The organism is Pseudomonas sp. RIT778 (genome assembly GCF_019718735.1).
Taxonomy (GTDB): domain Bacteria; phylum Pseudomonadota; class Gammaproteobacteria; order Pseudomonadales; family Pseudomonadaceae; genus Aquipseudomonas; species Aquipseudomonas aphyarum.
The window spans coordinates 72,399-85,642 of sequence record NZ_JAIHBA010000021.1 but is presented as its reverse complement, the minus strand read 5'-3'; the positions used below and the strand labels follow the sequence as shown (position 1 = coordinate 85,642).

Sequence of the window (13,244 nt, the reverse complement as noted above, 5' to 3'; positions counted from 1 at the left end):
CGCCTTGAGACTGTAGCGAGAAGCCCCCCGAGGGCGGCCCCGGAACCGGCGGCCCCCTCGGGACTTCAGAAATCGATCAAGACGGCTTGCCGACTGACCTGCGGATTTGAGTGACAAACCCATGCCAAAACGTACAGACATTAAAAGCATCCTGATTCTCGGCGCTGGCCCGATCGTTATCGGCCAGGCCTGCGAATTCGACTACTCCGGCGCCCAGGCTTGCAAAGCCCTGCGCGAAGAGGGTTACCGCGTCATCCTGGTGAACTCCAACCCGGCCACCATCATGACCGACCCGGACATGGCCGACGCCACCTACATCGAGCCGATCAAGTGGCAGACCGTTGCCAAGATCATCGAAAAAGAGCGTCCGGATGCCGTGCTGCCAACCATGGGCGGCCAGACTGCTCTGAACTGCGCCCTGGACCTGGAGCGCGAAGGCGTTCTGGAGAAGTTCGGCGTAGAGATGATCGGTGCCAACGCCGACACCATCGACAAGGCTGAAGACCGCTCGCGTTTCGACAAGGCGATGAAAGCCATCGGCCTGGAATGCCCGCGTTCCGGTATCGCCCACAGCATGGAAGAAGCCAACGCGGTGCTCGAGCGCCTGGGCTTCCCGTGCATCATCCGTCCGTCCTTCACCATGGGCGGCACCGGTGGCGGTATCGCTTACAACCGTGAAGAGTTCGAAGAAATCTGCGCCCGTGGTCTGGACCTGTCGCCAACCAAAGAGCTGCTGATCGACGAATCGCTGATCGGCTGGAAAGAATATGAAATGGAAGTTGTCCGCGACAAAAAGGACAACTGCATCATCGTCTGCTCGATCGAAAACTTCGACCCGATGGGCGTGCACACCGGTGACTCGATCACCGTTGCCCCGGCTCAGACCCTGACCGACAAGGAATACCAGATCCTGCGTAACGCCTCGCTGGCGGTACTGCGCGAGATCGGCGTCGAGACCGGCGGTTCCAACGTTCAGTTCGGCATCTGCCCGGACACTGGCCGCATGGTCGTGATCGAAATGAACCCGCGTGTATCCCGCTCGTCGGCTCTGGCCTCGAAAGCCACCGGCTTCCCGATCGCCAAGATCGCGGCCAAGCTGGCAGTCGGTTACACCCTCGACGAACTGCAGAACGACATCACTGGCGGCCGTACCCCGGCGTCCTTCGAGCCGTCCATCGACTATGTCGTGACCAAGCTGCCGCGCTTCGCTTTCGAGAAGTTCGCCAACGCTGACGCGCGCCTGACCACTCAGATGAAGTCGGTCGGTGAAGTCATGGCCATCGGCCGTACCTTCCAGGAATCCCTGCAGAAAGCTCTGCGCGGTCTGGAAGTGGGTGTTTGCGGTCTGGACGAGAAGGTCGACCTGAGCAACCCGGAAAGCATGAGCGTGCTCAAGCGCGAACTGACCGTGCCGGGCGCCGAGCGTATCTGGTACGTGGCGGACGCCTTCCGCGCTGGCATGACCGTCGAAGAAATCTTCGGCATGAACATGATCGATCCGTGGTTCCTGGTACAGATCGAAGATCTGATCAAGGACGAAGAAAAGGTCAAGACCCTCGGTCTGTCCGCTATCGACCGCGACCTGATGTACAAGCTCAAGCGCAAAGGTTTCTCCGACCAGCGTCTGGCCAAGCTGCTGGGCGTCACCGAGAAGAACCTGCGCACTCACCGCCACAAGCTGGAAGTGTTCCCGGTCTACAAGCGCGTCGACACCTGCGCGGCTGAGTTCGCCACCGACACCGCCTACCTGTACTCGACCTACGAGGAAGAGTGCGAAGCTGCGCCGTCCGGTCGCGACAAGATCATCATCCTCGGCGGTGGCCCGAACCGTATCGGTCAGGGCATCGAGTTCGACTACTGCTGCGTACACGCGGCACTGGCGCTGCGCGATGACGGTTACGAGACCATCATGGTCAACTGCAACCCGGAAACCGTTTCCACTGACTACGACACTTCCGATCGTCTGTACTTCGAACCAGTGACCCTGGAAGACGTGCTGGAAATCTGCCGCGTCGAGAAGCCGAAAGGCGTGATCGTCCAGTACGGTGGTCAGACTCCTCTGAAACTGGCTCGCGCCCTGGAAGCAGCCGGCGTGCCGATCATCGGCACCAGCCCTGACGCCATCGACCGTGCCGAAGACCGTGAGCGCTTCCAGCAAATGGTCGAGCGTCTGAACCTGCGTCAGCCGCCAAACGCCACCGTGCGCAGCGAAGACGAAGCTGTTCGCGCTGCCGCGAAGATCGGTTACCCGCTGGTGGTGCGTCCGTCCTACGTACTGGGCGGCCGGGCGATGGAAATCGTCTACAAGGAAGAAGAACTCAAGCGTTACCTGCGTGACGCGGTGCAAGTGTCGAACGACAGCCCGGTGCTGCTCGACCACTTCCTCAACTGCGCCATCGAGATGGACGTGGATGCGGTCTGCGACGGCAAGGACGTAGTGATCGGCGCGATCATGCAGCACATCGAACAGGCGGGCGTTCACTCCGGTGACTCCGCGTGCTCGCTGCCGCCGTACTCGCTGCCGGCGCACATCCAGGACGAGATGCGCGAACAGGTCAAGAAAATGGCCCTGGAGCTCGGCGTGGTCGGCCTGATGAACGTTCAGTTGGCGCTGCAAGGCGAAGACATCTACGTCATCGAAGTCAACCCGCGTGCTTCCCGTACCGTACCGTTCGTGTCGAAGTGCATCGGTGTTTCCCTGGCGATGATCGCGGCTCGCGTGATGGCCGGTAAAACCCTGAAGGAAATCGGCTTCACCAAGGAAATCATTCCGAACTTCTACAGCGTGAAAGAGGCGGTGTTCCCATTCGCCAAATTCCCTGGCGTTGACCCGATCCTCGGCCCAGAGATGAAGTCCACCGGTGAAGTGATGGGCGTCGGCGACACCTTCGGCGAAGCCTTTGCCAAAGCCCAGATGGGTGCCAGCGAAGTGCTGCCGACCGGCGGTACCGCATTCATCAGCGTACGCGACGATGACAAGCCGCTGGTTGCAGGCGTGGCTCGTGATCTGATCAACTTGGGCTTCGAAGTCGTCGCCACTGCCGGCACTGCCAAGCTGATCGAAGCCGCAGGTCTGAAAGTGCGTCGCGTGAACAAGGTGACCGAGGGTCGTCCGCACGTGGTCGACATGATCAAGAATGACGAAGTCACCCTGATCATCAACACCACCGAAGGTCGCCAGTCGATCGCCGATTCCTATTCCATTCGCCGTAACGCCTTGCAGCACAAGATTTACTGCACCACCACCATTGCTGCTGGCGAAGCTATCTGTGAAGCGCTTAAGTTCGGTCCCGAGAAGACCGTACGCCGCTTGCAGGATCTACACGCAGGATTGAAGGCATGAATAAATACCCAATGACCGTCCAGGGCTCCAAAGCCCTGGAAGAAGAGCATGCTCACCTGACCAAGGTCGTTCGTCCGAAGCTCAGCCAGGACATCGGTACGGCCCGCGAGTTGGGTGACTTGAAAGAAAACGCTGAATACCATGCCGCGCGCGAACAGCAAGGCATGGTCGAGGCGCGGATCCGTGATATCGAAGGTCGCCTGCAGAACGCGGTGATCATCGATGTGACGACCATTCCGCACACCGGCAAAGTGATTTTCGGCACTACCGTCGAAATCGCCAACGTCGAGACTGATGAAAGCGTCACTTACCAGATCGTGGGTGAGGATGAGGCGGACATCAAACTCGGCAAGATTTCGGTCGGCTCGCCGATCGCTCGCGCCTTGATTGCCAAGGAAGAGGGCGATACGGTCGTCGTGAAAACGCCAGGTGGCGATATCGAGTACGAGATTGTCGAAGTCCGTCACATCTGAGGGTGGGCGCCCGCTGCATGCGGGCGCGATGCTCTGGCAACTGGCCCAGATGTTGTGGGTCGGTGGCCTGTGGCTGGTACATCTCGGTCTGCGCCCGGTGCTGGGTCAAATTGGCCTGGCGCCGCTGCTGATCGATGAGGTTGCAAGTACGTTTGAAGTGGCGGTGGTGGGTTTTGCCGTCGCGTGCGTGATATTTCAGGCTTTGGTGCTGGTACAGGCCGAGGGCCTTGCCAGTCTATGGCGGGATTTTCGCGGGCAGGTGTTGCTGATGGCGTTGTATGCGTGTGCGATGTTTGTCGCAGTGCGTGTCGGCTGGCCGGATGCGCAGCGCTGGCAGGTGTTCAGCTTTCTTGTGTTGGGTTTTTCCGGGTTGGTGCTGGTATTGCAGCCGGTGCCGGGACGGAGTGGCAGGGTGCGCGAAGCACACCCTTGACCCTTGCCATCACTTGAAGCGATGGACGTTCGACAGCTGCTTGTTGACGCTGAAGTTCTTGCGGTAAATCAGTGCCATCTTGCCGATGACTTGAACCAGATCGGCCTTGCCGGTCTTGCACAGCTCTGCAACGGACGCCAGGCGCGCCTCGCGATCGAGAATGTTGAGCTTGATCTTGATCAGCTCGTGATCTGCCAATGCGCGTTCGAGTTCGGCTAAAACACCCTCAGTCAAACCGTTGTCAGCCACAGTCAGAACTGGTTTCAGGTGGTGGCCGATGGATTTGTACTGTTTCTTCTGCTCTGGAGTGAGCGGCATAATCTGACCCTTTCGTCTGGATTCTGTAAAATGGCGGCCATTTTACCCGAGGGCTCGTGGATCCGCCCAATTAATCACGACCCTAATCAACGAGGTGCCCAATGGCGCGTTCCAAGACAAGCCTTGGTTGGCTGAAAAGACATGTCAATGATCCCTATGTGAAGCAAGCGCAGAAGGATGGCTACCGCTCGCGTGCGAGTTACAAGCTTCTGGAGATCCAGGAGAAATACAAACTGATCCGTCCGGGCATGAACGTCGTCGACCTCGGCGCGGCGCCTGGCGGCTGGTCGCAGGTCACCAGCCGGCTCATCGGTGGTCAGGGGCGACTGATCGCCTCGGACATCCTGGAAATGGACAGCATTCCGGACGTGACTTTCATCCAGGGTGACTTCACCGAGGATGCAGTGCTCGCTCAGATCCTTGAGGCTGTGGGTAATTCGCAGGTGGACCTTGTGATTTCCGATATGGCCCCCAATATGAGTGGTACGCCTGAAGTGGACATGCCAAAAGCCATGTTTCTTTGCGAGCTGGCGCTTGATCTGGCGGAGCGGATACTCAAGCCGGGTGGCAATTTCGTGATCAAGATTTTTCAGGGCGAAGGGTTCGATGTTTACCTGAAGGACGCTCGCAAGAAGTTCGACAAGATCCAGATGATCAAGCCGGACTCCTCTCGTGGCAGCTCTCGCGAGCAGTACATGCTGGCTTGGGGCTACCGCGGTCGTAGCGAGTAAAACGAGGTTTTTTGGCGGGGTGATAGGTTTTTCGTATTTCGCCCCGCGCGCATAAGCGAATATTGTGTAGAAAGTGTTTCACAAAGGGTTACAGACGGCGCCTGCCAGAGCTGTAGGTAATGTAGTAAGTTAGGCCGGTGAATATCATGCGAAGCGCGCGCCAGTAGCGGAGCTTGCTTCAGAGGGTAGTTAATTGAACGATATGGCAAAGAATCTGATCCTGTGGTTGATCATCGCGGCTGTCCTGGTGACGGTGATGAACAACTTCTCCAGCCCTAACGAGCCGCAGACCCTCAACTATTCCGACTTCATCCAGCAGGTCAAGGATGGCAAGGTCGAACGCGTGGCCGTCGACGGCTATGTGATTACCGGCAAACGCAACGATGGCGACAGCTTCAAGACCATTCGTCCGGCAATCCAGGACAATGGCCTGATCGGCGATCTGGTCGACAACCACGTTGTTGTCGAAGGCAAGCAGCCTGAACAGCAAAGCATCTGGACCCAGCTTCTGGTGGCCAGCTTCCCGATCCTGGTGATCATCGCGGTGTTCATGTTCTTCATGCGCCAGATGCAGGGCGGTGCGGGCGGCAAGGGCGGGCCGATGAGCTTTGGCAAGAGCAAGGCGCGTCTGCTGTCCGAAGATCAGGTGAAAACCACCCTGGCTGACGTTGCCGGTTGCGACGAAGCCAAGGAAGAAGTGGGCGAGCTGGTCGAGTTCCTGCGTGATCCGGGCAAGTTCCAGCGTCTGGGCGGTCGCATTCCTCGCGGCGTGCTGATGGTCGGTCCTCCGGGTACCGGTAAAACCTTGCTGGCCAAGGCGATTGCCGGCGAAGCCAAGGTGCCGTTCTTCACCATTTCCGGTTCCGACTTCGTCGAAATGTTTGTCGGTGTCGGTGCCAGCCGCGTTCGTGACATGTTCGAACAGGCCAAGAAACACGCTCCATGCATCATCTTCATCGACGAGATCGACGCCGTTGGTCGCCATCGTGGCGCCGGCATGGGTGGCGGTCACGACGAGCGCGAACAGACTCTCAACCAGTTGCTGGTTGAGATGGACGGTTTCGAAATGAATGACGGCATCATCGTCATCGCTGCAACCAACCGTCCTGATGTACTGGACCCGGCTCTGCTGCGTCCGGGTCGTTTCGACCGTCAGGTGGTGGTCGGCTTGCCGGACATCCGTGGTCGCGAGCAGATCCTCAAGGTTCACATGCGTAAGGTGCCAATGGGTGACGATGTTGCTCCGGCCGTTATCGCGCGTGGTACTCCGGGCTTCTCCGGTGCCGATCTGGCGAACCTGGTCAACGAGGCTTCGCTGTTCGCTGCCCGTGCCGGCAAGCGAATCGTCGAAATGAAGGAATTCGAACTGGCCAAAGACAAGATCATGATGGGCGCCGAGCGCAAATCCATGGTCATGTCCGAGAAGGAAAAGCAGAACACCGCTTATCACGAGGCTGGCCACGCCATTGTTGGTCGCGTCGTGCCCGAGCATGATCCGGTCTACAAGGTGTCGATTATCCCGCGCGGTCGTGCGCTGGGTGTGACCATGTTCCTGCCGGAAGAAGATCGCTACAGCCTGTCCAAGCGTGCGCTGATCAGTCAGATCTGCTCGCTGTACGGCGGCCGCATTGCCGAAGAAATGACTTTGGGCTTTGATGGTGTGACGACTGGTGCTTCCAACGACATCATGCGTGCGAGTCAGATTGCGCGGAACATGGTGACCAAGTGGGGCCTGTCGGAAAAACTCGGTCCGTTGATGTACGCCGAAGAAGAGGGTGAAGTATTCCTCGGTCGCGGTGGTGGCGGTCAGAACGCCAGCTTCTCCGGTGAGACAGCCAAGCTGATCGACTCCGAAGTACGCAGCATCATCGATCAGTGCTACGGCACCGCCAAGCAGATCCTTACGGACAATCGCGACAAGCTCGATGCGATGGCGGATGCCCTGATGAAGTACGAGACGATCGATGCCGAGCAGATCGACGACATCATGGCCGGTCGTACACCTCGCGAGCCTCGCGACTGGTCGGGCGGTACCGGTACTGGCACGCCTCCTGTCATTCAGGGCGAGCGTCCGGAAACACCGATTGGCGGCCCGGCTGCCGACGTTTAAGGTTTGAAATGACTTCTGTACAGTCCCTGACCCGGTTGCCTTGCGGCAACCGGGTTCTTGATTTGGCCCGGACGCATGTCATGGGCATTCTCAATGTCACTCCCGATTCTTTTTCCGACGGTGGCCGATACAGCCAGCTCGATGCGGCCTTGCGTCATGCCGAAGCCATGGTTGCGGCGGGTGCAACGCTGATCGATGTGGGCGGGGAGTCAACCCGGCCCGGCGCGCGGGCGGTTTCTCCATTGGAGGAGCTGGAGCGTGTCGCTCCCGTCGTCGAGCTGATCAACCGCGAACTGGATGTGGTCATATCGGTCGATACGTCCACTCCGGCGGTCATGCGCGAAACTGCGCGGTTGGGTGCCGGTTTGATCAACGACGTTCGTTCGCTACGGCGGGATGGCGCGCTGGATGCTGCTGCTGCCACCGGGTTGCCTGTATGCCTGATGCATATGCTCGGCGAGCCTGGCGACATGCAGGATGATCCGCGTTACCAGGATGTCACCCGGGAAGTGGGTGAGTTTCTTGCCGAACGCATGGCTCAGTGTGAGTTGGCAGGTATTCCGACCGAGCGGATCATTCTTGATCCGGGTTTCGGCTTCGCCAAAACCCTGCAGCACAATCTAAGCTTGTTCAAGCATATGGAAGCCCTGCATGCGCTGGGGCGGCCACTGTTGGTGGGCGTTTCGCGCAAAAGCATGATCGGTCATGCATTGAATCGCCCGGTGGGTGAGCGTCTATACGGTGGTTTGGCACTGGCTGCACTGGCGTCGGTGAAAGGTGCGCGTATATTGCGCGTCCATGATGTGGCGGAAACGGTGGACGTGGTGCGAATGCTCGCAGCCGTGGAATCAGCCGAATAAGAATGATGGAGCACTTATGAGCAAGAAATATTTTGGTACTGACGGCATTCGTGGTCGCGTCGGGGAATATCCGATTACTCCTGACTTCATGCTCAAACTCGGCTGGGCTGCCGGTATGGCCTTTCGCAAGATGGGTGCCTGCAAGGTGCTGGTCGGGAAGGACACGCGGATTTCCGGCTACATGTTCGAATCGGCCCTTGAAGCTGGCCTGACATCCGCAGGTGCCGATGTGATGCTGCTGGGCCCGATGCCGACTCCGGCAATTGCCTACCTGTCGCGTACATTTCAGGCCGAGGCCGGAATCGTGATCAGCGCATCGCACAACCCGCATGACGATAACGGCATCAAGTTTTTCTCCGGCAGAGGTACCAAGCTGCCGGATGAGTTGGAGTTGATGATCGAAGAGCTGCTCGACACCCCTATGACGGTCGTCGAGTCGAGCAAGATCGGCAAGGTCTCGCGAATCAACGATGCTTCCGGTCGATATATTGAATTCTGCAAAAGCAGCGTACCGACCAACACCAGTTTTGCCGGTCTCAAGATCGTCATCGACTGTGCGCATGGAGCAACCTACAAGGTCGCACCTAGCGTTTTTCGCGAGCTGGGCGCCGAAGTCGTGGTGCTGTCTGCGCAGCCTAACGGTCTGAACATCAACGATAACTGTGGCTCCACTCATATGGGGCAGTTGCAGGCGGCGGTGCTGTCCGAGCACGCTGACCTTGGGATCGCATTCGATGGCGACGGCGACCGGGTGTTGATGGTTGATCACACGGGTGCGATTGTTGACGGCGATGAGCTGATCTTCATTATTGCGCGCGATCTGCATGAGCGAGGCAAGTTGCAGGGCGGTGTGGTCGGTACGCTGATGAGTAATCTGGGGCTGGAGCTGGCTCTTGCGGATCTGGGGATTCCTTTTGTCCGGGCAAATGTCGGCGACCGCTATGTGATTGCCGAATTGCTGGAGCGCGATTGGCTGATCGGGGGCGAGAACTCCGGACATGTTGTCTGCTTCAATCACACGACGACTGGCGATGCGATCATCGCGGCGTTGCAGGTTTTGATGGCGTTGAAAACCCGTAACGAAGGTTTGGCGCAAACTCGCCAGGCCCTGCGCAAGTGTCCTCAGGTGCTTATCAATGTGCGTTTCGGTGGTGGCGACAGCCCGCTTGAACATCCGGCTGTCAAGGAAGCCAGCAAGCGTGTGACCGAGGCGATGGCGGGTCGTGGTCGTGTGCTTTTGCGCAAGTCCGGGACAGAGCCTCTGGTGCGTGTGATGGTCGAAGGCGAGGACGAAACTCAGGTTCGTGGCTATGCCGAAGAACTGGCAAAACTGGTAACTGAAGTTTCTGCCTGATTCGGCTTGCCAGCCATGATTGTGTTGGGTAACATCTGCGCCCACTTTGACCGACGAGGTACAGCATGCGTCGCCCTATGGTAGCTGGTAACTGGAAGATGCACGGTACCCGCGCCAGCGTCGCTGAGCTGATCAACGGCCTTCGTCATCTGGCCTTGCCAAGCGGTGTTGATGTCGCGGTATTCCCGCCTTGCTTGTATATCAATCAAGTGATTGATGGCTTGAAAGGTAAATCGATTTCGGTCGGTGCGCAGAACTCTGCGGTGGAATCCATGCAAGGTGCGTTGACGGGCGAGATTGCGCCGAGTCAGTTGGTGGATGCAGGTTGTTCCCTGGTGCTTGTCGGGCACTCCGAGCGCCGCCAGATCATGGGCGAGCGAGACGGAATGCTGAATCGCAAGTTCGCAGCGGCACAGGCGTGTGGCTTGATTCCGGTGTTGTGTGTAGGGGAGACCCTGGAGCAACGTGAAGCCGGAAAAACTCTTGAAGTTGTCGGGCGTCAGCTGGGCAGCATCATCGAGGAGCTGGGTGTCGGTGCTTTTGCCAACGCAGTGATCGCTTACGAGCCGGTCTGGGCGATTGGCACCGGGCTGACTGCAACGCCGCAACAGGCTCAGGATGTGCATAAGGCCATTCGCGAGCAGTTGGCGGCAGAGAATTCTGAAGTGGCACGAGGTGTGCGGCTTCTATACGGCGGCAGCGTGAAGGCGGCCAATGCGGTCGAACTGTTCGGCATGCCGGATATCGATGGGGGGCTCATTGGTGGAGCTTCCCTGAATGCAGATGAGTTCGGTGCGATTTGTCGCGCCGCGGGAAACTGAAAAAATGCTGGAAACAGTCGTAGTCGTTTTTCATCTGCTGGGTGCATTGGGCGTAGTTGCTCTGGTTTTGCTGCAGCAGGGTAAGGGTGCGGACGCTGGCGCGTCTTTCGGAGCAGGTGCTTCAAATACTGTGTTCGGAAGCCAAGGTTCCTCTACCTTTCTTAGTAAGTTTACTGCTATACTTGCCGCCGGTTTCTTCATAACCAGCTTGGGGTTAGGTTACTTTGCTAAAGAGAAGGCTCATCAGCTGACTCAGGCAGGTTTGCCAAACCCGGCAGTGTTGGAAGTTCCAAAGCAACAACCGGCTTCTGATGATGTCCCGGTGCTTCAAGAGCAAAAGTCGGCTACTCCAGCGACTGACGTACCTCCAGCTCAAGAGCAGAAGTAAGAAGGGTTTCAAACGTAGTATTGCCGAGGTGGTGGAATTGGTAGACACGCAACCTTGAGGTGGTTGTGCCCATAGGGTGTAGGGGTTCGAGTCCCCTTCTCGGTACCAATTAGTCAGGAGAGCCCGCTGTTGCGGGCTTTCTTGCAGGTGGAAGGTTACATTGACCCTATAAGGGATCGGTCGTATACTTCCGCCCCAGCTTTGTCGCGGGGTGGAGCAGTCTGGTAGCTCGTCGGGCTCATAACCCGAAGGTCGTCGGTTCAAATCCGGCCCCCGCAACCAGTTTAAGGAGCCCCTTTTAAGGGGCTTTTTGTTAGCTGGACACTTTCAACGCCGCTATTCGACGGCGTTTCAAGGATGGGCGTTTCGCCCATTTTTTTATTTTGCATAGCATGCACATACATGCACGAGGGGGTTCAGGTGTCGAGCAAGCTAGAAGAGTTGCAGGCCTTGCTGGCCCCGGTGGTCGTGGCCCTAGGCTATGAATGCTGGGGTATTGAGTTTTCGGCTCAAGGTCGCCACTCAATGTTGCGCGTTTATATCGATAAGGAAGGCGGCGTACTGGTGGACGATTGCGCCATCGTCAGCCGTCAGATCAGCGGTGTGCTGGATGTTGAAGATCCGATCTCCGTTGAATACACCCTTGAAGTTTCCTCGCCAGGCATGGAACGCCCACTGTTCACTCTTGAGCAGTTTGCCAAATATGTCGGTGAACAAGTGAAGATCAAGCTGCGCTCGCCTTTTGAAGGTCGACGCAACTTTCAGGGCCTTCTGCGCGGTGTAGAAGAGCAGGACGTCGTGGTGCAGGTAGATGACCATGAGTTCCTGTTGCCGATCGATATGATCGACAAGGCCAACATTATTCCCAGTTTTGACTGAGACGCGGATCCCGCGGATCCAATGGCTTGCGAAAGGCGAGGCGTACGATGAGCAAAGAAGTACTGCTGGTTGTTGAGTCGGTATCCAATGAAAAGGGTGTACCGGCAAGCGTAATTTTTGAAGCGCTGGAGCTGGCTCTGGCCACTGCTACCAAAAAGCGTTTTGAAGACGAAGTTGATCTGCGTGTGGAAATCAACCGCCACACCGGTTCTTACGAAACTTTCCGTCGCTGGACGGTCGTCGAAGAGAATGATCTCGATGATCCGGCCATCGAAACCTGGCCGAGCAAGGTTGCTGAAACGCACCCTGGCGCCAAGGTTGGCGACGTCGTTGAAGAAAAGATCGAGTCCATCGAGTTCGGCCGCATCGCTGCGCAGACCGCCAAGCAGGTCATCGTGCAGAAAGTGCGCGAAGCCGAGCGCGCTCAAGTGGTTGACGCTTATCGCGAGCGCCTGGGAGAAATCATCTCCGGCACCGTGAAGAAAGTGACCCGCGACAACGTGATCGTCGACCTGGGTAATAACGCTGAAGCGTTGCTGGCCCGTGAAGACATCATCTCTCGCGAAACCTTCCGTGTTGGCGTGCGTCTGCGTGCGCTGCTCAAGGAAATCCGCACCGAGAACCGCGGCCCTCAGCTGATCCTGTCGCGTACCGCGCCGGAAATGCTGATCGAGCTGTTCCGTATCGAAGTGCCGGAAATCGCTGAAGGCCTGATCGAAGTCATGGCCGCATCCCGTGATCCGGGTTCGCGGGCCAAGATCGCTGTCCGCTCCAAGGACAAACGCATCGACCCGCAAGGCGCGTGTATCGGTATGCGCGGTTCGCGCGTCCAGGCCGTGTCGGGCGAGTTGGGTGGCGAGCGTGTCGACATCGTCCTGTGGGACGACAACCCGGCCCAGTTCGTGATCAATGCCATGTCGCCGGCAGAAGTGGCGGCCATCATCGTTGACGAAGATGCCCACGCCATGGACATCGCCGTTGGCGCAGACAATCTGGCTCAGGCCATCGGTCGTGGTGGTCAGAACGTGCGTCTGGCGAGCCAGCTGACTGGCTGGACCCTGAACGTGATGACCGAATCGGACATCCAGGCTAAGCAACAAGCGGAAACCGGCGACATCCTGCGCAACTTCATCGACGAGCTGGAAGTCGACGAAGAACTGGCTCAGGTGCTGGTAGACGAAGGCTTCACCAGCCTGGAAGAGATTGCCTACGTACCGTTGGAAGAAATGCTCAACATCGACGGCTTTGACGAAGACATCGTCAACGAGCTTCGCGCTCGTGCCAAGGATCGCTTGTTGACCAAAGCCATCGCTACTGAGGAAAAGCTGGCAGACGCCCATCCGGCCGAAGACCTGCTCTCGCTTGAGGGTATGGACAAGGATTTGGCGATGGAACTGGCGGTGCGCGGCGTAATTACCCGCGAAGACCTGGCCGAGCAGTCTATTGACGACCTGCTCGACATCGACGGCATTGACGATGATCGTGCCGGCAAGTTGATCATGGCCGCCCGAGCCCACTGGTTCGAGTAATTAGG

At 58.0% G+C, this 13,244-nt stretch carries 12 protein-coding genes and 2 tRNA genes; 13 read left to right on the top strand and 1 reads right to left on the bottom strand.

The features are described from left to right. The first annotated feature begins 121 nt into the window (after positions 1–121). Genes carB through K5E37_RS15890 form a run of 3 tightly spaced genes read left to right on the top strand, consistent with a single transcriptional unit; the run spans position 122 to position 4,249 of the window. Positions 122–3,343, top strand: a complete 3,222-nt coding sequence (gene carB / locus K5E37_RS15900; RefSeq protein WP_007953758.1) for a carbamoyl-phosphate synthase large subunit — start codon at positions 122–124, stop codon at positions 3,341–3,343. Further along, positions 3,340–3,816: a transcription elongation factor GreA gene (gene greA, locus K5E37_RS15895; RefSeq protein ID WP_007953757.1), complete on the top strand. Its 477-nt coding sequence runs from the start codon at positions 3,340–3,342 to the stop codon at positions 3,814–3,816. Before carB ends, greA begins: the two co-directional genes overlap by 4 nt. Before the next feature lie 28 nt (positions 3,817–3,844). Continuing rightward, on the top strand, positions 3,845–4,249 hold the full coding sequence (locus tag K5E37_RS15890) for an MFS transporter (RefSeq protein ID WP_221534462.1): 405 nt from the start codon (positions 3,845–3,847) through the stop codon (positions 4,247–4,249). A 9-nt stretch (positions 4,250–4,258) separates the two neighbouring features. On the opposite strand, the gene K5E37_RS15885 is transcribed toward K5E37_RS15890, so the two are convergent. Further along, complete coding sequence (locus K5E37_RS15885) at positions 4,259–4,567, bottom strand: YhbY family RNA-binding protein (RefSeq protein WP_007953753.1); 309 nt, start codon at positions 4,565–4,567, stop codon at positions 4,259–4,261. A 101-nt stretch (positions 4,568–4,668) separates the two neighbouring features. Between K5E37_RS15885 and rlmE the strand changes: the two genes are divergently transcribed. The 10 genes from rlmE (at position 4,669) to nusA (ending at position 13,239) form a co-directional block, all read left to right on the top strand. After that, a complete protein-coding gene (gene rlmE, locus K5E37_RS15880) occupies positions 4,669–5,298 on the top strand; it encodes a 23S rRNA (uridine(2552)-2'-O)-methyltransferase RlmE (protein ID WP_007953751.1) in 630 nt (209 codons plus the stop codon). Between the two features lie 202 nt (positions 5,299–5,500). Continuing rightward, positions 5,501–7,408 carry an ATP-dependent zinc metalloprotease FtsH gene (gene ftsH, locus K5E37_RS15875; protein WP_011332403.1) on the top strand — a complete coding sequence of 636 codons (1,908 nt, stop codon included), beginning with the start codon at positions 5,501–5,503 and terminating at the stop codon, positions 7,406–7,408. Between the two features lie 8 nt (positions 7,409–7,416). After that, positions 7,417–8,268 carry a dihydropteroate synthase gene (gene folP / locus K5E37_RS15870; RefSeq protein WP_085608036.1) on the top strand — a complete coding sequence of 284 codons (852 nt, stop codon included), beginning with the start codon at positions 7,417–7,419 and terminating at the stop codon, positions 8,266–8,268. A 16-nt stretch (positions 8,269–8,284) separates the two neighbouring features. Then, the gene (gene glmM / locus K5E37_RS15865) at positions 8,285–9,622 is read left to right on the top strand and encodes a phosphoglucosamine mutase (protein WP_007953745.1); all 1,338 of its coding nucleotides are present in this window, start codon (positions 8,285–8,287) and stop codon (positions 9,620–9,622) included. A 65-nt stretch (positions 9,623–9,687) separates the two neighbouring features. Continuing rightward, positions 9,688–10,443 carry a triose-phosphate isomerase gene (gene tpiA / locus K5E37_RS15860; RefSeq protein WP_007953744.1) on the top strand — a complete coding sequence of 252 codons (756 nt, stop codon included), beginning with the start codon at positions 9,688–9,690 and terminating at the stop codon, positions 10,441–10,443. 4 nt (positions 10,444–10,447) lie between these two features. Beyond that, the gene (gene secG, locus K5E37_RS15855) at positions 10,448–10,831 is read left to right on the top strand and encodes a preprotein translocase subunit SecG (RefSeq protein WP_011332406.1); all 384 of its coding nucleotides are present in this window, start codon (positions 10,448–10,450) and stop codon (positions 10,829–10,831) included. 22 nt (positions 10,832–10,853) lie between these two features. After that, positions 10,854–10,939 (top strand) — tRNA-Leu (locus tag K5E37_RS15850). A 97-nt stretch (positions 10,940–11,036) separates the two neighbouring features. Next, positions 11,037–11,113 (top strand) — tRNA-Met (locus tag K5E37_RS15845). A gap of 138 nt (positions 11,114–11,251) precedes the next feature. Beyond that, complete coding sequence (rimP, locus tag K5E37_RS15840) at positions 11,252–11,710, top strand: ribosome maturation factor RimP (RefSeq protein ID WP_039769696.1); 459 nt, start codon at positions 11,252–11,254, stop codon at positions 11,708–11,710. Between the two features lie 47 nt (positions 11,711–11,757). Further along, the gene (gene nusA / locus K5E37_RS15835; RefSeq protein ID WP_003221546.1) at positions 11,758–13,239 is read left to right on the top strand and encodes a transcription termination factor NusA; all 1,482 of its coding nucleotides are present in this window, start codon (positions 11,758–11,760) and stop codon (positions 13,237–13,239) included. The last annotated feature ends 5 nt before the right edge of the window (positions 13,240–13,244 follow it).

Bases quoted from the DNA above. Each gene is read 5' to 3' on its own strand.
- carB (WP_007953758.1), top strand. From the start codon at position 122: ATGCCAAAACGTACAGACATTAAAAGCATCCTGATTCTCGGCGCTGGC.
- greA (WP_007953757.1), top strand. From the start codon at position 3,340: ATGAATAAATACCCAATGACCGTCCAGGGCTCCAAAGCCCTGGAAGAA.
- K5E37_RS15890 (WP_221534462.1), top strand. From the start codon at position 3,845: ATGCTCTGGCAACTGGCCCAGATGTTGTGGGTCGGTGGCCTGTGGCTG.
- K5E37_RS15885 (WP_007953753.1), bottom strand. From the start codon at position 4,567: ATGCCGCTCACTCCAGAGCAGAAGAAACAGTACAAATCCATCGGCCAC.
- rlmE (WP_007953751.1), top strand. From the start codon at position 4,669: ATGGCGCGTTCCAAGACAAGCCTTGGTTGGCTGAAAAGACATGTCAAT.
- ftsH (WP_011332403.1), top strand. From the start codon at position 5,501: ATGGCAAAGAATCTGATCCTGTGGTTGATCATCGCGGCTGTCCTGGTG.
- folP (WP_085608036.1), top strand. From the start codon at position 7,417: ATGACTTCTGTACAGTCCCTGACCCGGTTGCCTTGCGGCAACCGGGTT.
- glmM (WP_007953745.1), top strand. From the start codon at position 8,285: ATGAGCAAGAAATATTTTGGTACTGACGGCATTCGTGGTCGCGTCGGG.
- tpiA (WP_007953744.1), top strand. From the start codon at position 9,688: ATGCGTCGCCCTATGGTAGCTGGTAACTGGAAGATGCACGGTACCCGC.
- secG (WP_011332406.1), top strand. From the start codon at position 10,448: ATGCTGGAAACAGTCGTAGTCGTTTTTCATCTGCTGGGTGCATTGGGC.
- nusA (WP_003221546.1), top strand. From the start codon at position 11,758: ATGAGCAAAGAAGTACTGCTGGTTGTTGAGTCGGTATCCAATGAAAAG.